The organism is Sorangium sp. So ce1335, assembly GCF_051521615.1.
Classification (GTDB): Bacteria; Myxococcota_A; Polyangia; order Polyangiales; family Polyangiaceae; genus Sorangium.
Genome location: NZ_CP150363.1, coordinates 29,473 through 54,493 on the forward strand (window position 1 = coordinate 29,473; position 25,021 = coordinate 54,493).

Here is a 25,021-nt window from a genome sequence, read left to right on the forward strand (position 1 = left end):
GACGCTCAGCGCGCCTTGCGCGGCGTCGGGGCGAGCGGCTTGCGGTGCGACGTCGCGAGGGCAGGGCGCTCTCTTCCCTCGACGATGAGCTCGAGGTCGTCGATCTCGAGCCTCGTCGAGAGCAAGCCGAGCAGGACGCGCGCCCCTCCGCGCCCGTCGAGCTCGCTCACCACGCCGATCTTGTCGCCGAAGGGCCCTCGTCGCACGCGGACCCGGCTGCCCTTCTCGATGACGCCGCCCTTCGCGGGCTCCGGCGCGAGCCGCGCGGCGGTGTCCGGCTCGCCGGACGGCGCGCGCTGCGCTCGCGGCGCGTGCTCGGCCGACGGCCTCTGGGGAGCGGGCGCCTCGGCCTTCGCCGGGTGCTCCGCCTCGGCGTGCTGCGCTCGCCGGGCCGGAGCGCCGCCCTCTCCGCCGTGCCTCGGCGCGGGGCGCGGCTCTCCGCGACCGCCGCCGGCGGCGCTCGTCGACTTGAACAGCGTCGCCAGGGTCGGCCGGCGGGCGGGGAGGGCGGCCTCGACGCGCTCGTCGCCGCGCGCCCGCGCCTCTTCCATCGATCGCTCGCGCGCGCGGGCCTGCTCGGCGCGCCACCGCTCGTTCTCGGCCTCGAGCTCGGCGTGCGCGCGCGCTCGCTCCTGCTCGATGCCCTCGAGCTTGCGATCGAGCGCGATCCGGTCGTTCTCGCGCGACCACGCGACGAGCCGGTAGATGGGGGCGAGCGCGACGATCGCGTCCTCGAGCTGCTCGTCGAGGATGTCGGCGTGCTCGATCGCCGTCTCCCGCGGCACTGCCCAGCCGATCCAGAGCGGCACCTGGCCATCGGCGGCGCGGCGGAGCATCTCCGCGATGGCGTCGGGCGTGGCGGCGCTGCAGGCCACGCGCTCGCCCCCGCCGGCGCCGAACGAGAACTGCTCCGGGAGCGCGTGCAGCGCGCTCGTGAGCTCGGCGGCGAGCGGCGACGCCGGCGCGCCCGTCGGGTCCTCGGTCGCCGAGACGCGCGCCCGGAGGTTGTCGACATCGACCTTCGCGTCCGGGTGGACCGCGAAGCACACCTGCACCTCGCCCTCCGAGATGCGCAGCGCGAGGAACGCATGCCGCGTGTAGGGGCTCGGATCGTCGATCGCCTCGGAGATCGAACGGCCGCGGTCGAGCAGGCGATCGAGCTCGTCGCGCGCGGCCTGGTCGCGCCAGAAGAAGACCCACTGGCAGTCGGCCCGGTGCTTGTTGCGGATCGAGGGGTGCTCGTCCGAGCCGTGGACGTCGACGGAGATGCCGAGCTCGGCCAGCCGGGAGACGACGCCGCGCGCCCAGGCGAGCGCGCGCTGCTTCACCTCGAGGCGGGGGCGCGAGTAGGCCTTCGAGGTCGCCTTTTCGGCGGCGTACGCGTCGAAGTCACGAGCGGTGAGATGCAGGGAGGGGTGGCTCATTGCTTCGACTGGGCTGGGAGGGGCGCTGCGTGGGCGGGTGTTGCCCGTGGTCCTTCACGGGAGGAGCTGTACATGAGGAGCCGCGCTCCTCGGCGAAAGTCGCGCGGATGGTATCGTGAGGAGCTTCGAAATCAAAGCCTCCACGCCGCGCGATCGATCCCGGTGATGTGTGGAGGCGGCACGCTTGACCGCCCTGACAAGCATGTCACCGTAGGCGCTCCCGTGCCCCATCAAGAGGGCGATCCCACCCGTACCATCCAGATCCCCCGCGTAAAGTGCGCTCCTCCGGCGCAGCGGGGCAGCTCCCGGGCGCTCCGGTCACGTGCGTTCCGCAAGTTGCCCGAGCATCCGAGCCCGTGAGCCTGCGAGGCCCGTCGGCCTGACGAAAGAGGAATCATGGAACAGCATCGAGACGAGCACATTGTCTGCGCGAGCTGCGGCACGTCGTTCCTGTTCTCGGCTGCGGAAGCGGCCGTCTACGCCGAACGTAAGCTCGCGGCCCCGCCCAAGCGGTGCCGGACCTGCCGCCGCGCGCGAAAGGACAACCGAGGGGAGCACGCGAGCGCGTCGACGTCTCGCGCGGCGCAGCACCAGCGCCCCGGAACAGCCCGGAGCGCCGGAGGGTTCCGCGGCGCGGCGCGCGGCGGCGGACAGCCTCGGAAGCCTCGCTACACGGGCGACGTGAACGAGTACCGCAGCCCGATGCAGGACGCGTACTCGGGGATGACGCCTGCCTGGACGGCGCCGAGCCACTTCCACCAGCGCCCGCGCGGCGGCGCGCCTGTCCGCGACGATGGCAACTACCGCGCCCCGTCGTTCGCCGGCGAGCGTCGCGCGGCGCCGCCGGCCCGCGCCGCGGCGCAGCAGCCCCGCGCTCCGCGCAACCGTCCGACGTTCTCGATCACGTGCAAGTCGTGCGGCTCCGAGGGCGAGGTCCCGTTCAAGCCCGTCGAGGGCCGCGACGTGTTCTGTCAGGCGTGCTACCGCGCCCGCAAGCCTGCCTGAAGTTCCTGTAGACAAGCCCGGCGCCGCGTGCGTCCCGCCGACGATCGGCGGGCACGTGCCCCAGCAGGGGCCCTCGTCACGCGGCGCTGCGGCGCGACCTGCGCGCGACCGCGACGCTAGAGGCTGATCTCGCAGGCGAGCTCGGAGGTGAAGCCGAGCTCGCCGAGGGTGATCGTGACCTTCACGCCGCCCCCGGACGCGCGGCGCGCCGTCTCCTCGACCATCCCGACGACCCACAGCCGGAGCGGCAGCGAGGCCGGATCGAAGTCGCCGATGTGGAGGGTGACCCGCCCGGTCGGGCCGGTGGCCACGCGCCACGAGCCGAACGTGAAGAGCCGCGACCAGATCGACGTCCCGCGGCGCATCAGCGACGCGATGTCGGTCAGCGGGCGCGCGAACAGCGTGCGCACGAGGCTGTGCAGCTCGCCGCCGACGCCGAGCCTGCCGATGTCGCGCCAGCGCTCGAGATCGCGCAGGACCAGCGACGTCGCGAGCTCCATGTACGCGTCGAGCGCCTCGAGATCGTAGCCGACGAGCGCGTTGATCGAGTCGTGCCGGAAGTCGTCGGCGTAGCGGAGCGGCATCTGCGCGACGACCTCGTCGCGCGCGCTCCTGCCGTACTCGTCCACGATGGTGCGATCGACGCTCCGCAGCACGGGGCCGCGCACCTGGTACTGGCCCGCGAAGCGCGCCGGCAGCGGCCGGACCGGGGTCACGTTGGGCCGCCGCGTGTCGCGCTGCCGGTTGATCAGGCTGCCGAAGTCGGCGCTGCGCACGGTCGGCTCGGCGCGGAGGCCGAGGTCGGCGCTGCGCACCGTCGGCAGCGACTCGCCGCGCTGCGAGAGAAGGGTGGGCTCGGAGCCCCGGTTCCGCAGCGCGTTCGAGAGCGTCACGCCGGGCGCGGGCTTCGCCGGCTCGGACGACGGCCGCATGACGGGCGGCGCCTCGGTGACGCGGCTGCCGGACACGAGCGGCGGCGAGATGCGCATCGGCGGCGCGGAGCTCACGTCGAACGGCGGGCCCACGCGCGATCGGTCGCGCGACGACGAGAGGCGATCGCGCTCGTTCTCCGGCGGGGCGTTCCCGAGGCTCAGGGCCATCCGCCGCTGGACGTTGATCAACCTGCCGAGCGCCGCCGTCCGGCGGGCGGCGTCCGGCGCGACGCGCTCGAGCTCGCGGACGACGTCGCCCGCCGTCTGGAAGCGCTTCGCGGGATCCTTCTGGAGCAGCCGCTGCACGATCGCCTCGAGCCGCGGGTCGATGGTCACGCCCGCCGACGCGAGCGTGGGCACCTCCGCGTGCACGACGCGGAACGCGGTCGCCACGGCGGTCGGCGCGCGGAACGGCCGCGTTCCCGTGAGCACCTCGTAGAGCAGGACGCCGACCGAGAAGAGATCGCTCCGCCCGTCGAGCGGCGAGTCCCCCGTGGCCTGCTCCGGCGACAGGTAGTCCGGCGTGCCGAACACCACGCCCGTGCGCGTCCGCGGCGACGGGCCGTCGGAGTCGAGCACCTTGGCGATGCCGAAGTCGAGCAGCCGGACGACGGCCGAGCCGCGGCTCGGGTCGAAGGCGATGAAGATGTTCTCGGGCTTCAGATCGCGGTGGATGATCCCCGCGCGGTGCGCGGCGTCGAGCGCCTCGAGCACCGGGATCGCGACGCCGACGGCGGCTTCCATGTCGAGGCGGCCGAAGCGCGCGAGCGCCATGCCGAGCGACTCGCCGTCGAGGTGCTCCATCACGATGTACGGACCGAGGTCGCCGACGCCCGCGTCGATCACGTCGACGATGTTCGGGTGGCGGATCCGGTTGACCGCCTGCGCTTCCTGGAAGAACCGGTGCGAGAGCTCCGAGTTGTCCGCCAGCTCGGGGTGGAGGAATTTGATCGCAACGGCGCGACCTGCGAGCACGTGCTCCGCCCGGAACACGTCGCCCATGCCGCCCCCGCCGATGCGCTCCGCGAGGCGGTACTTGTTGTCGACGAGGAGGCCGGGGGTCGGGGGTCGAAACGCCATCTGCTGCCGCTGGCGGGCGAGGGACCAAAGTCATGGTCCCCGAGAACACGCGCCCCTGTAAAGGGTTGGGAGGCACGCTCCTCCCGAAAGCTCGATCCTATTCCTTTGGCGCGCGTCGCGGCTAGGGTACCTGCTCCATGTGTGGGGAGGATCGCAGCACGGGGCGATCACGGCGCGGGTGCATTCTTCCGCAGTTCGGCGATCCGGTGGGCGATTTCCGCGAACCCGCGCCCCATGGGAAGCGAGGCCACGAACCGCGGCGGCACCGAGAGCTTGCCGAGGTGGGCGCGCACGTTGGCGACGCCGAAGGTCAACAGAAATGCGGCGAAAGCGACGCCGTCGTTGCCGCTGTCCCCCACGAAGGCGTAACGGAGCCGCGCCCGGGTGGGATCCTCGCCGAACCGCGACGCGAGCAGGCGCACGGCGCCCGTGGCCTTGTCGGACGGGTCGCGCGTGAGGTGGAGGTGCACGCTGGACACCAGCGTCCTCACCCCCCGCTCGCGCAGCTCCGCGCGCATCTTCTGGATGTCCTCCTGCGGGACCCGCCGGTGCTCTCCGATGTCGAGGGTGACATCGGTCACCCTCTGATCGTTGTCGTCCGCGAGCGTCGCCGCAGGAAAACGACGCACCATGTCATCGGCGAGCGCGACGAGCTCGGCCCGGCGGGTTCGCCGGGCCTCGCGATCGAGCCCGTCGAGCAGGACGACGCGGCCGCTGCCGGCGCCAGGCGCGAGCCCTCGCTGGGGGCCGGCGCCGGGCGCCGCCGGCTCGCGGACCAGCGCGACGGCCCCGTTCTCGGCGATCGTCGCGTCGATCGGCCATTGCCGCTGGATCACCTCACCCCATCCGGCGGGCCTGCCGGTGCAGGCGATGAGCGCGAGGCCCGTCTCGCGCAGACGGAAGAGCGCGCCGTAGGCGACCTCGGTGAGGGCGCCGTGGTCCAGCACGGTGTCGTCGAGGTCGAAGATCACGCCGGCGAGGGAGCGGGCGGCGTCCGGGGTCAGCAGGGAGAGAGGTTGCATTGGCCGATCGTCAGAGCGCGTCGATGCGCGCGAGGAGGCTCTTCAGGTAGAGGCCTTCGGGGAAGGCGGCGGGGACGGGGTGGTCCCCTCCCTGGAAGTGCCGGTCGAACACGGCGGCCTGCATGCGCGCGTCGCGCGCGCCGAGCGCGAGCACCCGGGTCAGGTCGTCGAGGCTCACGGCGCTAGAGCAGGAGCACATGACGAGGACGCCCCCCGGCCGCGTGGCGCGGCACGCCGCGGCCGCGAGGCGCCGGTACGCCGTGAGCGCGGCGTCCTTCGACGCGCGCGTGCCGGCCAGCTTCGGAGGGTCGCAGATGACGAGGTCGTAGCCCCCCAGCCTGGACGCGTTCTGCAGCGCCTTGCGGGCGTCGTCGCGCGTGAAGGTGATCCGGTCGATCAGCCCGTTCTCCCGCGCGCACTCCGCGCCGACCTCGAGCGCCGTCGCGCTCTCGTCGATCGCGAGGACCTCGCTGGCCCCGCCGCGGGCCGCCGCCATGGCGAAGGTGCCGACGAAGCAGAACGCGTCGAGCACGCGCCGGTTGTGGGCGAGCTGCTCGACGCGGGTCCGCAGCGTCCGCTGGTCCAGGTAGAAGCCGGTCTTATGGCCGAGCGCGAGCGGGATCGTGTAGCGCAGCCCTCGCTCGACGAACCGGAGCTGATCCAGGCCGGGGTCGCCGCGCACGACGCCGGCGTCGGGGGTGAACCCCTCGAGCTTCGCGAGCGATTCCGGGGTCCTGTCCACGATCGCGCGGGGCGAGAGCGCCGCCTGGAGGGCGTCGAAGATCACCCCTTCGCGGCGCTTGACCCCGATCGTCCCGAGCTGCACGACCGCCACGTCGCCGAACAGATCGACGATCAGCCCCGGGAGGCCGTCCCCCTCCGCATGGACGAGCCGGAAGGCGTCGGTCTCGTGGCCGGGCGCCCGCGCGGGAAGGCCGAGCTCGCGGCGGTGGGCGATGGCGCGCTCGATCCGGTGCCGGAACAGGGCCGCGTCGATCGGCCTGTCCTCGCGCGTGTACATGCGCACCGGGATGGCCGAGCGCGGGGTGTAGAGCCCGCGGCCGAGCACGCTGCCGTAGGGGTCGGTGACCACGACCTCGTCGCCGGCCACGGCGCCGCCCTCGATGCGCGCGATCGCCTGGGCGAACACCCAGGGATGCCCCGACCACACGGGCCGAACATGGCCCTGCTTCAACGTAACCGTAGGCATGGTGGATCCGATTGCTCTCGATGTTGGCAGGGCCGCCGACGGGGGCGGCCGCGCCGTGACGTTTGCCGTTCGAGCTAGTACCCTGCTGGACGGCGCGCGTGTGAACCTTCCGCCACAGCGCGCCGTGGCGGCCGATGCACGCCGGCGTGCTTCCAGGCCATTGTGACGACAGTCCCGCGAGATGGTCGATGGCATCCCGGTTGCTAACTTCCCTGCACCGAAGAGGAGTCGCCCGATGCGCCGTTGCTTGACCCATGCCCTTGTTGCGGTGGCGATGACCGCGCCGATGAGCGCGCTCGCGCAGGAGAACGCCAACTGTCCTCCCGGCGCGTGGTTCTGCGAGGAAGTGGAGCCGCCCCCGGCGGCGGAGGCGCCGCCCGCCGAGGAGGCCCCGCCCGCCGAGGCGCTGCCCCCGCCGCCGCCCGCCCCGCCCCCGCCGCGGGCCAGGCGCGCGACCCGCCCGGCCCCGCCGCCGGTCGTCGTGTACCAGTCCCCCTCGGGTCCGCCCCCTCAGGTCATCGTTGTGGCGCCCGGGACCGCCCCTCCGCCCCGCGTGATCGTGCGCCGCACGACCCCGCCCGTGCCGCCCCCGCCTCCGAAGAAGCGCTGGCGGCGCCACTGGGGCGTCAATTTCCGCATGGAGGGCCTCATGATGGGCCGCGAGCACGGCGGGGCCGAGGACGCCGGGATGGGCGGCGTCGGGATCAGCCTGCGTTACCGGCCCGTTCCCGCGTTCGCGCTCGATCTCGGCGCCGACTTCCTCGCTGGCACCGACTACAACGGCGACGCGAGGACCGAGGTGCCGCTGTCGCTGAGCGGCATGCTGTTCGTCAACCCGCGAAGCCGCACGCAGTTCTACTTCACGGGCGGCCTCAACATGTCGCACGCCGAGGTCGAGCAGCGCCTCGGCGCGGCGTCGAGCGGCGAGGAGTTCGTTCCGAACACGGAGTACGACTACTTCGGCGTGCACGGCGGCATCGGCCTCGAGTTCCGGCTCTCCCCGCGGCTCGCCCTGAACATCGACGCGCTCGGCTTCGTGCGCGGACGCACGGACGACGGGCTCATTCCCGAGTTCCGGGATCCCGCGACCGGCCGCACGACCGATACGTCGGGCGGGGGCCTCTTCCGTGGTGGTCTCAGCGTGTACTGGTGAGCGGCGCGTCGTAGCCTCCTCCCCGCCTCGATCGGGCGGGGCTCGCCTCGGTTTCTCTCTCCCCCCTGGCGCCTTCGCGGCCCGGGCGCCCTCCGCGCGGTATAACGCCGCTTCGTGCCCAAGGCCTCGACCCAGCGCGCGCCTCGCGGCCGCGCCCCGCTGCTCCTCTCCGTCGCCGGCGGCGCGACGTTCGCCCTGACCGCTCCGCCCACGGATCTCTACCCCGCGGTCATCGCCGGCCTCGCCCTGCTGGCGGCCGCCGTCCACGACGCGCCGACGTTCTGGCGCGCGTTCGGCCGCGGTGCCGCCTGGGGAACGGCGGCGGGCATCGTGGGGCTGCGCTTCGTGCCCGAGGTCATCCAGCGCTTCACGCCGCTCGGCTCGGCTGCGTCGTACCTCGCGCTGGTCCTGCTCGCGGCCGCCCAGTCGCTGGTCTGGGCCGTCTGCGGCGGCATCACGAGCGCGCTCCTCCGGCGCCTGCGCGCCCCGCTCGAGCTCGCCTTCGCGGCCGGCGTGTTCGCCGCCGTGGCGATCCCCACCGTCTTCGGATGGACGCCGGCCGGCCTCATGAGCCCCTGGCCGGCGCTCGTCCAGCTCGCGGACCTCATCGGCGAGCGGGGCGTCTCCGTGCTGTTCGCCGTGGGGGCGGCCCTGCTCGCGCGCGCGGGGCTCGCGGCCTTCGGAAAGGCGCCGGGCGGGCGCCCGCTCGCGGGCGTGCCCGCGCAGGCGGCGCGTCCCGCCCGCCCGCGCCTGTCCCGCGCGGTCGCTTACCCTGCGCTCGCGAGCGCAGGGCTGTTCGGCCTGCTCGCGGCCCACGGCGCGCTGCGGATGGCCGCGGTGGAGCGCGCGAGCGCCGGCCTGCCCACGGCGCGGGTCGCGCTCGTCAACCAGGCCGTCGGGCCCCACGAGCGCTGGCAGCCGAAGAACCACCCCCGGATCCTTCGCACGCTGCACGAGCTCACCCGCGAGGCCGAGGCCGGCGGCGCCGAGCTCACCCTCTGGCCCGAGGCGGCGTATCCGTACCCGCTCCCGCACAGCGCCCGGCAGGCGCCGCGCGGCCGTCGCGCGATCCTGGGGCCTGGCGTCCGCGGCCCGGTCCTCGCCGGGCTCATCACGCAGGCGGCGCCCGTGAAGGCCGCCGACGGCGTCGAGGAACGGAACAGCCACAACTCCGCGACCCTCGTGCTCCCGGACGGGAGCATGCAGCCGACGCAGGACAAGCTCCAGCTCCTCTGGTTCGGCGAGACGGTCCCGGGCGGCGCCTACCTGCCCTGGCTGCGGCGCACCTTCCAGAAGAGCGGCGGGCTCATCCCGGGCGCGGAGCCGCGCGCCCTCACGCTCCCCCGGGAGCAGGGGCCCTCGCTGCGGATCGGCGTGCTCAACTGCTACGAGGACACGCTCACAGGGGTGGGGCGGTGGATCACCGCGACGCTCACCCCGAACCTCCTCGTCAACGTCACGAACGACGCCTGGTTCACCGGAAGCGCCGAGCCCGAGCTGCACGCGCGGCTCGCGGTGATGCGCGCGATCGAGCTGCGGCGCGACCTCGTTCGCGCCGTGAACCTGGGCGTCACGTCGTGGGTCGACGCCCGCGGCGTGGTGCGCAGCCGCAGCGAGGGCGCCGCGCCGGAGATCACCTTCGCGAGCCCGACGATCCGGGACACGCCGCTCACGCTCTACACCCGCCTGGGCGACGTCCCGCTCGCGTCGCTGCTCGTCCTCGCGGTCGTCGCCTGCGCGCTCCGGGCGCGCCGGGCCCCGGCGAACGCATCGCCGGGGGCCGCAGGCATCCCCTCGGATGCGCGCCAGTCCGCAGGAGAGCCGGAGCGCGCGTCGGCCGATGCGACCGCGCACGCTGCGGCCGATGTGCCGCTCAGCCGTCCTTGAGCGCCTTCACGGGCGCCGCGCGGAGCTTGCGGCTCGCCGGCTTGCCCTTGATGGTCATCGGCTGCTTCGTGAACGGATTGATGCCCTCCCGGTCCTGCGTGGCCGGGGTCTCCTTCGCCTTGATCTTCACCAGGCCGGGAACGGTGACCTCGCCCGGCCCGTCCGGACCGAGCTCCTTCTTCACCAGCTCGCTGAGCGCATCGAGCACGCTGGCCACGGACTTCTTGTCGAGGTTGGTGGTCTCGGCAAGACTGACGATCATCTGTGCCTTGGTCAGCTTGTTCGAACCGGGCATGTTTCCTCCAAGTCGAAAGGGGGCGTCCGTTTAACAAGCGAGGTTTCGCATCGCAAGCGATAAGTCATTGCGCCCCCGTCTTATTCGGCCTCGCGACGCCGGTGCGCGGCCGGATTCCAGTGGGACTGCTGCCCCGTGACGCGGCGGCGGCCTCGAGCTCCCGGGTCAGGGCCGTCATCTCCCGCTCCTCCGCGTCGGTCTTGTGGTCGTAGCCGAGCAGGTGGAGCAGGCCGTGCCCGAGCAGCATGGTGATCTCGTCGAGCAAGGGCCGGCCGCGCTCAGCGGCCTGCCGCGCGGCCGTGTCGACCGAGACGATCACGTCGCCGAGCAGGCCGTGCCATGCCGACGGATCGACGGGGCCGCGCCGGCCGCGGCGGCGCGCGGTGGCGCTGTTCTCGTCGCGCAGGGGGAAGGCGAGCACGTCGGTCGGCTTGTCCTTGCGCCGGTACGTGCGGTTCAGCTCGTGGATGGCCTCGTCGTTCACGAGGGCCACCGAGAGCTCCACGCCGTGCAGCGCGAGGTGATCGAGCATCTTGCCCGCCCGCCGGCGCACGACCGCCGTCGACACCCCCTTGAACGGCCCGCCCTGCGTCGTGATCGCCACGACCGCGGGGGCCGCCGGGCGGCTCCCGCCTCGCTTCAGCCCCGAGCTCTCCTTGCGCTTCTCCGCCACGGCTTCCGCTATACCAGCTCCGGGATCTTCTTCGCATCCGCCAGGAACTGGGCGAGCCCGACGTCGGTCAGCGGGTGCTTCGTGAGCTGCTTGATGACCTTGAGCGGCATCGTCGCGGCGTGCGAGCCGATCATGGCCGCCTGAACGAAGTGGACGGGGTGCCGCACGCTCGCGGTGAGCACCTGCGTGGGGAAGCCGTAGTTCCGGTAGATGGTCACGACCTGCAAGACGAGATCCATCCCGTCGCCGGCCGCGTCGTCGACCCGGCCGACGAACGGCGAGATGTACGTGGCGCCGGCCTTGGCCGCGAGGAGCGCCTGGGCAGCCGAGAAGCAGAGGGTGACGTTCGTCTTGATGCCCTCGGCGGCGAAGATCCGGACGGCCTTGAGCCCCTCGTCGATGAGCGGGACCTTGACCACCACGTTCCGGTGAATCCTGGCGAGCTCGCGCCCCTCCCGGAGGATCGCGTCCTTCTCGACCGCCACGACCTCTGCCGAGATGGGGCCGTCGACCACCTCGCAGATCTGGGCGATCACCTGCCTCGTCGGCCTGCCCCCCTTGGCGAGGAGCGACGGGTTCGTCGTCACGCCGTCGATGACCCCCATCGACTGCGCTTCCTTGATCTCCGTGATGTCCCCTGAATCGATGAAGACCTTCATGGCCCTGCCTCCCCGGGCCGGTGAGCCGGCCCTCCGCCGGTGTTCATGCGGGGGCAGGGCGCAGGAGCAAGGGCCTCGGGGAGGCCCTCGCCGCCAGATCGCGCCCCGTCAGGCGGGCAGGCAGCAGGGGAGGCGGCGGCTCAGACCGTCGCCTCGTCCTCGGCGCCGTGGCACTGGTTGAAGGGCTTGCCGCTGCCGCAGGGGCACTCCTGCTCCTGCGTGACCGCAGGCTGCGGCAGCGCCAGCGCGGGGTTCGCGCCGATCGGGAGGGACTCCTCGTGCTGCGCGACCGCGTCGAGCAGCGCGGCCGCGTGCCGCTGCCGATCGGCCGCCTCGATCTGCGCCTCTTCCTGCTCGGCGCGCCTGACGTTCACGCTGAAGAGCTTCGTGACCACGTTCGAGGAGACGCGGGCCACCATGTTGACGAACATGTTGTAGCCCTCCTTCTTGTACTCCTGCTTCGGGTCCTTCTGCCCGTAGCCGCGCAGGCCGATGCCGTCGCGGAGGTGGTCCATGTCGGTCAGGTGATCGACCCAGACCTTGTCGAGCTCCTCCAGGTAGAGGTGGCGGAAGATGCGGAGCGACAGCTCGATGCCGATCTCCTCCTCGCGCTTCTCGTAGGCCTTCTCGGCGCGCTCGTAGAGCTCCCGCGCCAGCGTCTCCTGGTCGCCGATGTGAGAGACGTCGTCCGGCAGATCGACGCCGAAGTGCTCGCGGAAGCCCTGGAAGATGCCGCCCCAGTCCCAGTCCTCCGGCGGCTTCCTGGGCGGGCACGACTCCTCGACCATCGCGCCGATGATGCGGTCCATCAGATCGAGCAGCCGCTCCCGCTGCTCCGTGAGCGCCTGCGGCACGAGCTCGATGCACTCGTCGTAGATCTCGAGGACCTTGTCGGCGCGCGACTCGAGCTCGACCTTGACGCCCCAGCGCGTGTAGACCTCGCGCTGCAGGTTCTCGAGCTCGACGAACCGCTCCGTCCCCTCGAAGTCCGCGCGCACGATCTCGCGGCGGTTGCCGTCCTTGTCGAGCGGCATCACCGGGTCGTTCGCGAACATCCCGAGCAGGTAGCCGACGTCCGGCCGGACCAGCTCCACGATGGACGCGAGCGGCTTGACGACGCGCTTCTCGCCCGTCGGCTTGCCCTCCTCGTCGAGGATCTCGGGCGAGTAGCGGCCGACGAGCAGCGCCTGGCGCATGTCGTAGATCGTCTTGCGCTGCGCGCTCATCACGTCGTCGTACTCGAGCAGGTTCTTGCGGATGTCGAAGTTGCGCTCCTCGACCTTCTTCTGCGCGTTCTCGACGCTCTTCGTCACCCACGGGTGCTCGATGGGCTCGTCGTCGGGCATGCCCATCCGCTCCATCAGGTTCTTCACCCGATCGCCGGCGAAGATGCGCATGAGGTCGTCCTCGAGCGACAGGTAGAACTTCGACGTCCCCGGGTCGCCCTGGCGGCCGGCGCGGCCGCGGAGCTGGTTGTCGATGCGGCGCGACTCGTGCCGCTCGGTGCCGAGGATGTACAGGCCGCCGAGCTCGCGGACCTCCTTGCCCTCCGCGCTGCACTCCTTCTTGAGCTCCTCGACGAGCGCCTCGAACGCCTCGGGCTCCGCCTCGGGGACGCGGTTCTGCTCCTTGAACTTGAGCTTCGCGAGCATCTCCGGGTTGCCGCCCAGGATGATGTCCGTCCCGCGACCGGCCATGTTGGTCGACACCGTGATGGCGCCCTTGCGGCCCGCCTGCGCGACCACGTAGGCCTCGTTCTCGTGGTGCTTCGCGTTCAGCACGTTGTGCTTCACGCCGCGCTTCGTGAGGATCCGGCTGATCGCGGTGCTCTTCTCGACGCTCGTCGTGCCCACCAGGATCGGCTGGCCGAGCTCGTGCTTCTCGAGGATCTCGTTGATGACCGCGGTGAACTTCTCCTTCTCGGTCTTGTAGACGAGATCCTCGTAGTCGACGCGGAGCACCGGCTTGTTCGTGGGGATGATGACGACGTCGAGCTTGTACGTGCTGTGGAACTCCGAGGCTTCCGTGTCGGCGGTGCCGGTCATCCCGGAGAGCTTCTTGTAGAGCCGGAAGAGGTTCTGGAAGGTGATCGTCGCCATCGTCCGGCTCTCCTCCTGGATCCGGACGTTCTCCTTCGCCTCGACCGCCTGGTGCAGGCCGTCCGACCACCGGCGGCCCGCGAGGACGCGGCCGGTGAACTCGTCGATGATGAGCACCTTGCCCTCGCGCACCATGTAGTTGACGTCGCGCTTGTAGAGCGTGTGCGCGCGCAGGCACTGGTTCAGGATGTGCAGCGTCTCGAGGTTCACCGGATCATAGAGGTTCGTGCCCTTGAGCACCTTGAGCGCGGCGAGCAGCCGCTCCGCCGTCTCCACCCCCTCGTCGGTCAGCGTCACCGAGTGCGCCTTCTCGTCGACGGCGTAATGCTCCTCGTTCCGGAGCTGGGGGATGACCTCGTTGATCGTGCGGTACTTGTCGCTCGAGCGCTCCCCCTGGCCGCTGATGATGAGCGGAGTCCGCGCCTCGTCGATGAGGATGGAGTCGACCTCGTCGACGATCGCGTAATGGAGCGGGCGCTGCGCGTACTCGAGCGCCGAAAACTTCATGTTGTCGCGCAGGTAGTCGAAGCCGAACTCGTTGTTCTGGCCGTACGTGATGTCGCAGCGGTAGGCCTGGCGCTTCTCGGCGTCGCCCTGCTGGTTGACGACCACGCCCGTCGACAGGCCGAGGAAGCCGTAGAGCTTGCCCATCCACTCGGCGTCGCGCCGCGCCAGGTAGTCGTTCACCGTGACGACGTGGACGCCCTTGCCCTCGAGGGCGTTCAGGTAGCAGGGGAGCGTTGCGACCAGCGTCTTGCCCTCGCCGGTGCGCATCTCGGCGATGCAGCCGTTGTGGAGCACCATGCCGCCGATGAGCTGGACGTCGTAATGGCGCATCTTGAGCGCGCGCCTCGACGCCTCGCGGCAGACCGCGAACGCCGGGACCAGGATGTCGTCCAGCGTCGCCCCGTTGGAGAGCTTCTCCTTGAACTCCGCGGTCTTGGCCCGAAGCTCGGCGTCCGAGAGCTTCTGCAGCTCCGGCTCCATCCTGCCGATCGCCTCGACCCGGGGTCGCATGCGGCGGATGGCACGCTCGTGCGAGGTGCCGAAAATCTTCTTCATCGCCCAAGTGAACATCTTTACGTGCCTTGGCTCCGCGGCGGTCAGGTGGGAGGAAAGGGTCCGGCCGAGGAACGCGAACGTAGTCGCGCCGCGGGCGCCGCGCAATTCCGGGACCGCGCGCGCCGTCGACTGCGCCGCCGCGTCGATCCGACCGGCGCGCGATCGGCGCCCGACCGACGCGCCGGCGCCCCGGATCGCCGGTCCTCGGCGGGCGGCGGCGGGCGGCCCGCGGAGCGCGCGCGGCGCGCAGGGCTGCGTGGACGCCCACCCGCTCCCACGCGCCAGCCGGTCCCACGCCCAGCCCGGACCGCCCCAGGGATGCCGCCCCCGTCGAAGAGGAGCTACGGCGCGTCGTGCCGCAAGGCGGTCGAGTTCAAGCCGTGGTGCACGAGGGGGGACTCGAACCCCCAAGCCTCGCGGCGCCGGAACCTAAAACCGGTGCGTATACCAATTCCGCCACTCGTGCGCGCGGACGCTTGTGGCACCCCACGCCAGCCTCATCAAGCGGGAAAATTAGTTTGCCGCGTTGCGCTGATCGCGTCAGGGCGGAGATTTGCAGGCGACCCGGACGGGAGGTCCACGCCGGGGCGGAACCTGGAGCACCGGGCGGATCGGCGGAGGGCACCGCCCCGGAGGGGCCGCAAACCTGGGCTGGCCCGTGCGCACGAACCGCGCACCGGCCAGCAGGCGCGCGGTGGGCGAGCCGACAGCATGGGGGCGCGGTCGTCGCCGGGGCGGAGGGGCGCCGCGCGAGGAGCGCGAAACGGGCACAGCGACGGTCGAGGGGGCCGCGGGGCAGCACGGCCCGCGGCGCCGCGCGAAGGGCTGCATTTGGCGCCTGGATCCACGGCCGAGGAGGGGAGGGCGACGGCGGCGGCCCTGCGTCGGCACGTGCGTTGCGAAGAGGGGGCACCGTCCGCGGACGCGGATGCTGCCGCTGAACGACGGGAGCGCCTTCGTGGCCGTCCCCGTCGATGCGGCGCACTTCGACTGCAAGCCGCAGGGATACCGATGACGTACCAACCGAACGTTCTCCTCCTCGATCAGGACCACGTCCTCCGGAGGGCCACGGCGCTCCTCCTCTGCAACCGCGGCGCCCTCGTCAGCCCGGCCGCGACGCTGGACGACGCGATCTCCCTCTCGCGCGAGCGCGTCTACGACGTCGCGCTGATCGATCTCGCCCCCGGGACGAAGAGCGCCCGCGAGATCCTCGGCCGCCTGCGGCGCGAGGGCACGATGCCCCGGCGGATCGTCTTCTGCGCCGACGAGCCGGTCTCGTGCGACGGCGCGGACGAGGTGAGCGAGGTCCTGCTCAAGCCGTACGCCTTCGGCCGGCTCCTCAGCACGATCTTCGTCGACCTCGGCGCCCCGCCCTCCACGAAGTCCGGGGTCTTCCCGCGCCTCCGGCTGCTCCGCGGCGAGCTCGGCGAGCCGGAGCGGTGCGGACCGGGCGAGCGAGACGTACCGGCCGCCCTCGAGGCGGCGGCCGCCCCGGCCGCCCTCGAGGCGGCGGCCGCCCCGGCCGCGCCGCGCGGCGCCGCCGTCGAGGCGCGCAGCGCCGCCTCCGCCGACACGCGCGGCGGCGCCGTGATCCGGCTCCCGCGCAGGACGCGCAGCGGCCCCTCCGGGCGGACGATCAGGTCGACGCGGCGCGCGCCGCGAGGTGCTCGCCATCCCGGATGACGATCCGCCGCCGGTCGAACGAGATCAGGCCAGCGCGCTTCAGCTTGCCGAGCAGCAGGGTGACCGTCTCGCGCGTGGAGCCGATGAGCAGCGCGATGTCGGCGTGCGTGAACGGCGCCGAGACCAGCTCGCCGGCGGCGTGAGGCTGTCCCCACCGCCGGGCGGCGGCGCGGAGGAACTCGAGGAGGCGCGCCTCGACCGTGCAGAGGAGCAGCGAGCCGAGCCGCGCCTCGGTCTCGAGCTGGCGCGCCACGAGCGCCGCCGCGAGCGCGGCGCGGAGGGTCGGGTCGGCGGCGAGGAGCCGGTCGAGCCCGGAGAGCGGCACGAAGAGCGCGTCGCCCTCGTCGAGCACCGTCGCGCTCTCGGAAGCGAGCTCCGCGCCAGCGACAGCGCTCTCGCCCACGAGATCGCCGGGCCCGCGGTGCCCGAGCGGGAAGACCCGCCCGTCGGCGACGCGCTCGACCTTCACGCGGCCCGCCCCGAGCACGACGAGGTGCCGCGCCGGCGCGCCCTGCTGGACGAGCGTCTGCCGGCGCGCGAGCCGCTCGAACCTGCCGATACCGAGCAGCGCCTGGCGGCTGATCGGCGTCAGGCGGGCGAGCGGTGAGCGCGACAGGATCCGCTCTTTCTCGGGGTCCTGCGATGCCTCGCCGCGCACCCCCTCGAGCCCCAGCGTAGGTCCGCGCTCCTTCGGCCGTTCCATCGCGCCTTCGCCCAGCCTTTCGGGATTTCAAGCCTCCCGTTCGATCGCCGATGGTGCAACGATCCGAGGACGGGGGCCAATCCAAACAGGTCGAGGGCAGAGCTCCCAGGCAGGGCGAAAAAATCCTGCCTCGGTCGATGGCTGACATGTGTTCAGCGATGCAGGACCCAGGCGCTGCGCTATTTTTTGGTGCAGACGTGAAAGCAAGACCCGGGCCGCAGCCCCGTTCGATGCTACGTTGGGGGTGAGGCCACCAATGAAACACTCGATGGCACGAACCTCGCGCAATGCCCCGGGCCCCCGTCGACGGGTGGCTCAGGCGGCGAACTGAGAGAAGGAGCTCCTCATGGGCATGGAGATGAAGCTCCAGTTCAAGCTGTCCCAGCAGCTTGTGATGACCCCGCAGCTGGTGCAGGCCATCCGGCTGCTGCAGCTCTCGCGGCTCGAGCTGGTCGACGAGATCAGGAAGGAGCTGGACGGCAACCCGGTCCTCGCGGACGACATGACCGACCCGAAGGCGCGGGACGGCGAGAAGGGGGATCAGAGGGGGAGGAACGCCGACCTGCCGACGGAGCAGCGGCTGGAGAACGGCGAGCGGTTCGACCGCGACACCGACATCGCGGCGCGCGAGACGGAAAAGCGGGTCAAGGAGGTCGACTGGGAGCAATTCCTGGAAAATCGCCAGCTCCAGCAGGCAATGCCAGCGCACCGGGGCGGCTTCGAGGAGCTGCCGCCGATCGACCAGAACCTGACGAAACCGTCGAACCTGCGCGATCACCTGCTCTGGCAGCTCCAGATGAGCGATTTCGTCGAGAACGAGCGGCAGTTCGCCCTGCTCGTCATCGGTAACCTCGACGAGAAAGGGTACCTGGACCTCAAGGGCGGCGAACGTCCGGACGGGACGAAGGGGCCCGACTTCAGCCTCGCCGACCTGGCGCGGGAGGCGGAGCTGCACCCGGACGACGCCGAGGAGGTGCTGGCGATGATCCAGCGCTTCGACCCGGTCGGGGTCGCGGCGCGCGACCTGTCGGAGTGCCTGCGCATCCAGGCCGAGGTGCTCGGCTTCGACGAGATCGAGATGGCGATCATCAAGGACCACCTCCACAACGTGGAGCGGCGCAACTTCCCCGCGATCGCGAAGGCGCTGAAGATCTCGCTGGAGGACGTCTACGACGCGGTCCAGGAGATCCAGAAGCTGGAGAGCGTGCCGGCGCGCAACTTCGCCGAGGTCGACGAGAAGACCATCGCCATCACCCCCGACGTGTACGTCATCAAGGACGGCGATCAGTTCGTCGTCACGGACAACGACAAGGGGCTCCAGCGGCTGTACATCAACGAGAACCTCGCCCAGCGGATGCTCAAGGACCCGAAGGCGAAGGAGTTCATCAGCGAGAAGCTCCGGAGCGCGCAGTGGTTGATCCGCGCCATCGAGCAGCGGCGGCGCACGATCATCAAGGTGACCGAGTGCATCGTCGAGAAGCAGCGCGAGTTCCTGGAGCGCGGCGTGGGCTACCTGAAGCCCATGATCCTGAGGGACGTCGCCGAGTCGGTCGGCATGCACGAGTCGACGATCTCCCGCGTGACGTCGAACAAGTACGTGCACACGCCCCAGGGGCTCTTCGAGCTCAAGTACTTCTTCAACTCATCCATCCACCGGGTGGCCGACGAGGACATCGCCTCGGAGAGCGTCAAGCAGGCGATCAAGAAGATCATCGTGGCCGAGGACAAGTCGAATCCGTACAGCGACCAGGCGATCGTCAAGATCCTCGAGGAGACGGACGGCATCAAGATCGCCCGCCGCACCGTGGCCAAGTACCGCGAGATGCTCGGCATCCTGAGCTCGTCGAAGCGCAAGAAGATGTTCTGAGCCGGGCCGCCCGCCGGGCGCCCCGCGATCTCCGCCCCGATTCCGGTCCCCATTTCCGCGGCTGTCCCCGCGCCTATCCCTGCTCCTGTCCCCGCCCTGGTTCCCGCCATGCCCGCCGATCCGATCACGGCCGCACAGCTCTTCGAGCGCTACTTCGCGCCGCACTACCCGCCCGACGCGCTCGCCGACCTGGCGCGCGCGCGCTCGACGGACGCGAACCCGGCCGGGAACCCGTCGATCCTGGCCCAGATCGAGCACGCGGCGGAGGTGTTCGCCCGGCTCGCGCCCGGGGCGTTCGGCGCGCCCGACCTCGGGCTCGACTTCTCCGACGCCTCGGTCCACCGCCTGGGCGCGGCGCTGACGCGCGAGCGGCGCGACGCGTGGCTCGCGCCGGCGACGAGCGCAGGGGATGCGCGGGGCGCGGGCGGCGCGCCGGCGGCGGGCAGGGCGGGGGAGCCGCCCATGATCGTCACCCTCGCGACGCACGGGGCGCTCTACGTCGGGGCGTGCGTCGTCAGGAACCACGGCGGGAAATGGCAGGTCCGGCGGCCGCTGTGGGAGTCGCTGGTCCGGCTCGAGTCGCGGGCGGGGACGGGCGATCTCGCGATCTTCCAGTGGTGGCTCAAGGCGCTCAGCGAGGAGGAGATCGGCCGCGGTAGGCTCGTGGATCGCTACCGCACCCACGTGGAGGTGCCGACCTTCGACGCCGAGCAGCTCCCGATCATCGCCGCGGGCGACCGGCGGATCCCGAGGCTCGCGAAGGTGCGGTACGACACGCTCTACAAGCACCTGCGCGCGCACCTGCCGGAGCTCAGGTCGGTCGGCGAGGATTTCCCGTCCCCCGAGCGCTTCGAGGAGATGGGCTTCAAGAGCCTCGAGTTCGCGCTGCTCGGCGGCGGGCGGATGCTCCTCCTGCACGGGGCGACCGCGGAGGGCGTCCACCTGTTCTGGCTCGACGCGGGCGGCTTCGTGAAATCCGTGTACTACCCGGCCGACAGCTTCCCCGCGCACGTGGTCCAGATCGAGGACCAGAAGATCCGGGTGATCGTGCCCGTCCGCGGCGAGAGCCAGGTGCACGAGATGCTCTGGTGGGGGGCGTAGCCGGCCGCCCTGGGGTAGTCTCGGCCCCGTGCTGTCGCCCGACGTCCGCTTCGAAGGGTTCACCGCGACCGACTGGGTCCGTGTGCTGTCGTTGTTCAGGCCCCGGCGCGCGGGCAGCGAGGAGCGCGAGGCCGACCGGCCGCGCGGCGGCGTCGTCGCGGTCCACACGGGCGGCAAGCTGAGGAAGCTCATGCACACGGACGCCGGCCGGCTCCGGATCGACGACGCGCAGCGCGCCCTCCCGCGCTCCGCGGAGGAGCTCGCGGCGAGCCACCACGCGAGCTGGGCCGCCGTGATCGAGGCGGGCGCCCTCGAGGCGATCGTGGAGCGGTTCGGCGCCCGGACGCGGCGCGGCGACGATCTCCTCGCGCAGACGCTCCTCCTGCTGCAGCTCGCGCGGGAAGAGCTCCTCGCGGGCAGGATCGATCTCTGGCCGGCGCGGCTGCGCGGCGTGCCGATCCCGTCGGCGGGCATCGTGCGGGGGACGCAGGAGTCGCTCGTCGGGGTCGGCAAGACGATGGTGATCGGCCTGTTCGAGGGCGGGGAGCTGTGGACGAGCGTCGCGATGCGCCGCGACGCGCGGGGGCTCAACCTGATCCTCGGGCCGGACGAGGTGCGCAAGGACATGGGGCTGCTCGCGGGCGACTGGCGCCGCGATTACCGGCACCTGTCGCGCGCGATCGAGGAGCGGGCAGGGGAGCTGTCGCTCGGCTGCTTCGCCGAGGCGGAGACCATCCGGAAGCTCGAGGTCGACCCGAGCCCGGGCGCCTGGGCCCGGGCGGTGGCGGTGCGGGACGTGATCCTCGCGCCGGTGCCCGCGGCCCTCGCCATCCCGCTCGGGATCGACGCGGGGCGCGCGGCGCTCAGCGCCCTCCGCGCGATCGCGGAGCGGATCGATCCGGTGGGCATCGTGGCGCCCGCGGTGCGGGCGGTGCTCGAGCGCGCCGGCACCGACAGCGAGATGGCCGCGATGCTGCCGTTCCACCCGCTGGAGCTCCTCCGCAAGCTGATCAGCCGGGAGCGCTGAGCCCGCGCTGGCGCGCGGCAGCGCGGTGCCGACGAGGCGGCGCGCGGCAGCGCTGTGCTGACGAGGCGGCGCGCGCCGTCGCGCCGTCGCGTCAGGGGTGCGCGGTGCTCGAGTCGGCGCCCTGCACCGCGGGCGCGAGCTGGAAGCGGCGCTCCTCGCAGGCGTACGCGGTCGGGGTCAGCTCGATGACGGTGTGCAGCGGGATCGGCAGCGTCGGGCACGAGGGCGCGGGGCGATCGACGAGGTAGGCGTAGAGCGCGCGCAGCACCGCCTGGTGGCCGATCACGAGCACGGGCGAGCGCTGGCGCTCGAGCTGGATGATCAGCGGGTCGAGGCGCTGGATGACGTCCTCGTACGACTCGCCGCGCGGGTAGCGGTAGCGGAACTTGTCGGCCGCGCGCGCGTTGAAGACCTCGGGCATCTGCTGCTTGATCTCCTCGTACGTCATGCCCTCGCAGACGCCCGCGTCGATCTCGTCGAGGGCGCGCCAGGCGACGTGGTTCTGCGTCATCGGGCGCGCGGTCTGGATGGTGCGGCGCAGGGTGCTCGTCCAGACGTTGACGTGCTCGTCGCCGGCCCGCTCGCGGATGAAGACGGAGAGGTTCTTCGCGTACTCCTCGCCGCGCGCGCTGAGATCCGAGTCGCCGCCGAGCAGGCCCTTCTCGTTGAACACGCTCTCGCCGTGGCGGGTGAGCCAGATCGGGTGCGGCGTGAGGTGCATGTTCATCAGGAGCGGGACGAGCCGCGCCGGCAGGTAGCCGTGGATGCGGTTCAGCACGACCTGACGGCCGACGTCGATGATCTTGATGTAGCTCTTCTCGGGCTCGCCGAGCGGCTCGTACGCGCGGGCGTAGTGGGCGATGCGCGCGCGGAAATCGCGCAGCGCCGCCTCCGGATCGACGCCCTGGTAGTCCGGGGAGCGGAGCTTCGTCTCGCGGACGTTGGTCTCGATGATCGACTCGTCGTTGCAGATCGACTCGATGAAGACGACCGGGAAGCCGTGCGCCTGGCAGCGCTCGGTGACGAGGTTCCGGCGCGCGCGGGTGCTGTTCGTGGCGTCGTAGATCGCCACCTCGCCGCCGGAGCTGAGCCAGCCGATGAGGTCGTCGAGCGCCGTCATCGCCATGCCGAGCAGCGCCTGGCGGCCCGCGTTGTTGTCCGGGTCGAAGAACTGGTGCGGCTGCGCGGTGCCGAGGTGCGCGCGGCGGTAGTTGCCGACGTTGAAGAGCCGCGTGGGGTGGCCGAGCCACGAGAGGTACCGCGCGATCTTGCGGGCGATGGATGTCTTGCCCCGAGCGGGCAGGCCCACCATGGCGAGGACGATCGGCGACGAGTCGCGCGCGAGCGAGACCATGAGGAGGTTCTAGCCGATGACGCTGCGGCCGGCGACGATCGCGGAGAGCAGCCGGCCGCTGCGCTGTCCGTCGCGCCGGTAGGAGAAGAAGCGGGCGGGGTCGCAGGCGGTGCACCCCCGGACGTCATCGACGCGCGCCGCGTCGAGCCCGACCTCGGCGAGCTGGGCCTTGAGGATGCTGCGGACGTCGACGTGCGGGCGCGCGCCGGGTGCGCCGCGGACGACCGCCGAGCCGCCGGCCGGAGAGCAGGCGGCGAGCTCGGCGGCGACGTCGTCGCCGACCTCGAAGCAGCACGCCTCGATGTGCGGGCCGATCGCGGCGACGAGATCCGCGTCGGAGCCGGCGAGCGATCGCAGCGCGCGGACCGCCTCGACGACGACGCGGAGGACGGTGCCGCGCCAGCCGCTGTGGACCGCGGCGACGGCGCCGCTCCGGCGGTCGGCGAGGAGGATCGGCGCGCAGTCGGCGCTGCGGACGCCGCAGCCGACCCCGGCGACGCGCGAGAGCGTGATGTCGCCGACCTCGCGGACGACGTCGTCGCGATCCTCGCCGCCGGCGAGCACCCGCGCGGCGACGCCGTGGACCTGGCTGAGGTAGTAGAGCCGCGCGGCGGAAATCCCGAGGCGGCGCGCGGCGCGCTCCAGGTTCTCGCGCACGGCGGCGGGGTCGTCGCCGAGGGCGACGGCGAAGCTCAGGGTGTCCCACGGGGGGGCGCTCACGCCGCCGCGCCGGGTGAAGAAGGCGTGCGAGAAGCCGGCGGCGCCGAGGAGCGGGCTCTCGAGCGCCTCGGCCGGCCCGCGGGCGTCCAGTTTTGCGGTCATTTGTCCTGTCACGGCGCGATCGGAGGGGTCCGCTGCTTCGGTCATAGACGATACGGGTGGGTTGCGTGGTATTTTCCGGCTCCACGCATGGCCGCCGGTCCGGACCCGAACATCGGTCGCGATCTGCTCGGGGGGCAGTTCCAGATTCTTCAGAAGATCGGCTCCGGCGGCATGGGGTCGGTCTACAAGGCCGCACAACCGGCGATGAACCGGATGGTGGCGGTGAAGATCCTCCACCCCAAGCTCGCGAACCGAAAAGACCTTGTCTCTCGCTTCCGCCGCGAGGCGCGGGCGATGAGCCATCTCACGCACCCGAACACCGTGAAGGTGCTGCTCTACGGCGAGCTCGAGGACGGCTCGCTGTACATCGTCATGGAGTACCTGGAGGGCAAGAACCTGAACCAGGTGGTCCGCAAGGAAGGGCCGCTGCCCGTCGAGCGCGCGATCCCGATCCTCATCCAGGTCTGCGGCGCCCTGCAGGAGGCGCACATCCAGGGGATCGTGCACCGCGATCTGAAGCCCGAGAACATCTTCCTGTCGACCAACGGCGGGCTGAAGGACTACCCGAAGGTGCTCGACTTCGGGCTCGCGAAGGTGACGGAGCGCGAGCTCAGGCCGGGGTCGGTGATGCTCACGCAGGAGGGCATGGTCTTCGGGACGCCGGAGTTCATGTCGCCCGAGCAGGCGCAAGGGAAGGTGCTCGACGCGCGCAGCGACATCTACTCGCTGGCGACCATCCTGTACGAGGTGCTCACGGGCAAGCTGCCGTTCGAGGCGCGCACGCCGATGGAGTACATCCAGCACCACGTGACGAAGAACCCGATCCCGCTCGACGAGCGCGTGCCCGGCAAGCAGTTCCCGCCGGGGCTCGGGGTCGTGCTCGCCAAGGCGCTCGAGAAGCGGCCCGAGGACCGGTTCGAGTCGGCCGCGGAGTTCGCGGACGCGCTCAAGCCGTTCGCAGGCGGCGCGGGCAAGGGCTACACGGCGATGATGCCGAAGAAAGCGAACGCGGCGCTCGAGCAGGCGTCGAAGCAGCACGCCGCCGCGCTCCAGGCGAGCAAAGGGTCCGCGCCCGCGCCCGCGTTCAAGTCGCCGGCGAAGACGGTGCAGATGATGCAGCAGCCGCCCGCGCCGGCCGCCAGACCGGCGCCCGCGCCGGCGCCCCTGGCCAAGACGCCGACGAAGGCCGATACGCCGGCCAGGGCAGAGACGAAGCCGCTGCTGCTCGTCGGGATCGCGGCGGGGTGCCTGATCGCCGGCATCCTGATCACGATCGTGGCCATGCGGCTGTTCCAGGGCTGATCCTCGTCGACAGCGCCCCAGGATCGAGGCGAGCCCCCGCGGGCGTGCTAGCGTCGCCGCTCCGGCGCGCCGGGCGCTCTGGATGCGCATCGCCTGCGCCAGCGTTCACGGGGACGGCGTCATGGCCTCGGACCAATCAGGGAACCCTGGGGGAAACGGGAACGATCCGATCGGGAAGGCCGAGCCGCCGCGGCGCGGCTCGGAACCGCCGCGGCGCGGCTCGGAACCGCCGCGGCAGCCGTCGGAACCGGCGTGGCGTGGCTCGGCGCCGCCGCGGCGAGCGTCGGAGCCGCCGCGGCAGCCGTCGGAACCGGCGTGGCAGCCGTCGGAACCGGCGTGGCGAGCGTCGGAACCGGCGCGGCAGCCGTCGGAACCGGCGTGGCGTGGCTCGGAGCCGCCGCGGCGCGCGTCGGAGCCGCCGCGGCATCCGTCGGAGCCGGCATGGCGGGCGTCGGAGCCGCGGAGATCCGGGCCGCCGGGGCGAGGGAGCGAGCCGCCGCAGCGGGGCAGCGCGGCGCCGCGGCCGACGAGCGCGCCGCACCTCGAGGGCGCGCCGCCCCCGCCGGACGGGGCGGCCGCGCAGGACAGGAACGCCAGGCTCGCGATCTGGGCGAAGCGCATCGGGATCGCGCTCGCAGCGCTGCTCGCGCTCGCGGCCACC

The 25,021-nt window shown here is 72.0% G+C and carries 19 protein-coding genes and 1 tRNA gene; 8 read left to right on the forward strand and 12 right to left on the reverse strand.

Features of this window, described 5'->3' with window-relative positions:
* Positions 1-5: 5 nt before the first annotated feature.
* Positions 6-1,424 carry a hypothetical protein gene (locus tag WMF24_RS00100; RefSeq protein ID WP_437734287.1) on the reverse strand — a complete coding sequence of 473 codons (1,419 nt, stop codon included), beginning with the start codon at positions 1,422-1,424 and terminating at the stop codon, positions 6-8.
* A gap of 396 nt (positions 1,425-1,820) precedes the next feature.
* On the opposite strand from WMF24_RS00100, the gene WMF24_RS00105 reads away from it, so the two are divergent.
* A complete protein-coding gene (locus WMF24_RS00105; RefSeq protein WP_437734288.1) occupies positions 1,821-2,429 on the forward strand; it encodes a zinc-ribbon domain containing protein in 609 nt (202 codons plus the stop codon).
* 116 nt (positions 2,430-2,545) lie between these two features.
* Here WMF24_RS00105 and WMF24_RS00110 read toward each other — a convergent pair whose 3' ends face one another.
* The 3 genes from WMF24_RS00110 to WMF24_RS00120 all read right to left on the reverse strand — a co-directional run bounded on the left by WMF24_RS00110 (position 2,546) and on the right by WMF24_RS00120 (position 6,673).
* Positions 2,546-4,441, reverse strand: a complete 1,896-nt coding sequence (locus tag WMF24_RS00110) for a serine/threonine-protein kinase (protein WP_437734289.1) — start codon at positions 4,439-4,441, stop codon at positions 2,546-2,548.
* A gap of 167 nt (positions 4,442-4,608) precedes the next feature.
* A complete protein-coding gene (locus WMF24_RS00115) occupies positions 4,609-5,463 on the reverse strand; it encodes an HAD hydrolase family protein (protein ID WP_437734290.1) in 855 nt (284 codons plus the stop codon).
* A 10-nt stretch (positions 5,464-5,473) separates the two neighbouring features.
* A complete protein-coding gene (locus tag WMF24_RS00120; RefSeq protein WP_437734291.1) occupies positions 5,474-6,673 on the reverse strand; it encodes a class I SAM-dependent rRNA methyltransferase in 1,200 nt (399 codons plus the stop codon).
* Positions 6,674-6,908: 235 nt separating this feature from the next.
* Between WMF24_RS00120 and WMF24_RS00125 the strand changes: the two genes are divergently transcribed.
* Positions 6,909-7,826 (forward strand): outer membrane beta-barrel protein, encoded by a 918-nt coding sequence (locus WMF24_RS00125; protein WP_437734292.1) that lies wholly within the window; start codon positions 6,909-6,911, stop codon positions 7,824-7,826.
* A 114-nt stretch (positions 7,827-7,940) separates the two neighbouring features.
* Positions 7,941-9,713, forward strand: coding sequence for an apolipoprotein N-acyltransferase (lnt, locus tag WMF24_RS00130; protein ID WP_437734293.1), 1,773 nt, complete (start codon positions 7,941-7,943; stop codon positions 9,711-9,713).
* On the opposite strand, the gene WMF24_RS00135 is transcribed toward lnt, so the two are convergent.
* The 5 genes from WMF24_RS00135 to WMF24_RS00155 form a co-directional block, all read right to left on the reverse strand.
* Complete coding sequence (locus WMF24_RS00135; protein WP_437635220.1) at positions 9,700-10,008, reverse strand: HU family DNA-binding protein; 309 nt, start codon at positions 10,006-10,008, stop codon at positions 9,700-9,702. The two genes, lnt and WMF24_RS00135, sit on opposite strands and share 14 nt — an antisense overlap.
* Positions 10,009-10,072: 64 nt before the next feature.
* Entirely contained in the window at positions 10,073-10,681 is a 609-nt protein-coding gene (gene ybeY / locus WMF24_RS00140) for an rRNA maturation RNase YbeY (protein ID WP_437734294.1), read from the reverse strand.
* A gap of 8 nt (positions 10,682-10,689) precedes the next feature.
* Positions 10,690-11,340 carry a fructose-6-phosphate aldolase gene (gene fsa / locus WMF24_RS00145; RefSeq protein ID WP_437734295.1) on the reverse strand — a complete coding sequence of 217 codons (651 nt, stop codon included), beginning with the start codon at positions 11,338-11,340 and terminating at the stop codon, positions 10,690-10,692.
* Positions 11,341-11,480: 140 nt separating this feature from the next.
* On the reverse strand, positions 11,481-14,516 hold the full coding sequence (gene secA / locus WMF24_RS00150) for a preprotein translocase subunit SecA (protein WP_437734296.1): 3,036 nt from the start codon (positions 14,514-14,516) through the stop codon (positions 11,481-11,483).
* Between the two features lie 366 nt (positions 14,517-14,882).
* Positions 14,883-14,967, reverse strand: a tRNA-Leu gene (locus tag WMF24_RS00155).
* Positions 14,968-15,512: 545 nt separating this feature from the next.
* Here WMF24_RS00155 and WMF24_RS00160 point away from each other — a divergent pair.
* Entirely contained in the window at positions 15,513-16,184 is a 672-nt protein-coding gene (locus WMF24_RS00160) for a response regulator (RefSeq protein ID WP_437734297.1), read from the forward strand.
* Here the strand turns inward: WMF24_RS00160 and WMF24_RS00165 are convergent.
* Positions 16,138-16,887: a Crp/Fnr family transcriptional regulator gene (locus tag WMF24_RS00165; protein WP_437734298.1), complete on the reverse strand. Its 750-nt coding sequence runs from the start codon at positions 16,885-16,887 to the stop codon at positions 16,138-16,140. The two genes, WMF24_RS00160 and WMF24_RS00165, sit on opposite strands and share 47 nt — an antisense overlap.
* 346 nt (positions 16,888-17,233) lie before the next feature.
* On the opposite strand from WMF24_RS00165, the gene rpoN reads away from it, so the two are divergent.
* The 3 genes from rpoN to WMF24_RS00180 all read left to right on the forward strand — a co-directional run bounded on the left by rpoN (position 17,234) and on the right by WMF24_RS00180 (position 20,882).
* The gene (gene rpoN, locus WMF24_RS00170; RefSeq protein WP_437734299.1) at positions 17,234-18,754 is read left to right on the forward strand and encodes an RNA polymerase factor sigma-54; all 1,521 of its coding nucleotides are present in this window, start codon (positions 17,234-17,236) and stop codon (positions 18,752-18,754) included.
* A 108-nt stretch (positions 18,755-18,862) separates the two neighbouring features.
* Positions 18,863-19,855, forward strand: coding sequence for a hypothetical protein (locus WMF24_RS00175; protein ID WP_437734300.1), 993 nt, complete (start codon positions 18,863-18,865; stop codon positions 19,853-19,855).
* 28 nt (positions 19,856-19,883) lie between these two features.
* On the forward strand, positions 19,884-20,882 hold the full coding sequence (locus WMF24_RS00180) for a hypothetical protein (protein ID WP_437734301.1): 999 nt from the start codon (positions 19,884-19,886) through the stop codon (positions 20,880-20,882).
* A gap of 91 nt (positions 20,883-20,973) precedes the next feature.
* On the opposite strand, the gene WMF24_RS00185 is transcribed toward WMF24_RS00180, so the two are convergent.
* Positions 20,974-22,236 (reverse strand): bifunctional nucleoside/nucleotide kinase/histidine phosphatase family protein, encoded by a 1,263-nt coding sequence (locus WMF24_RS00185; protein WP_437734302.1) that lies wholly within the window; start codon positions 22,234-22,236, stop codon positions 20,974-20,976.
* A gap of 9 nt (positions 22,237-22,245) precedes the next feature.
* Positions 22,246-23,058 (reverse strand): peptidoglycan editing factor PgeF, encoded by an 813-nt coding sequence (pgeF, locus tag WMF24_RS00190; RefSeq protein ID WP_437734303.1) that lies wholly within the window; start codon positions 23,056-23,058, stop codon positions 22,246-22,248.
* An 87-nt stretch (positions 23,059-23,145) separates the two neighbouring features.
* On the opposite strand from pgeF, the gene WMF24_RS00195 reads away from it, so the two are divergent.
* The gene (locus WMF24_RS00195) at positions 23,146-24,360 is read left to right on the forward strand and encodes a serine/threonine protein kinase (protein ID WP_437734304.1); all 1,215 of its coding nucleotides are present in this window, start codon (positions 23,146-23,148) and stop codon (positions 24,358-24,360) included.
* The last annotated feature ends 661 nt before the right edge of the window (positions 24,361-25,021 follow it).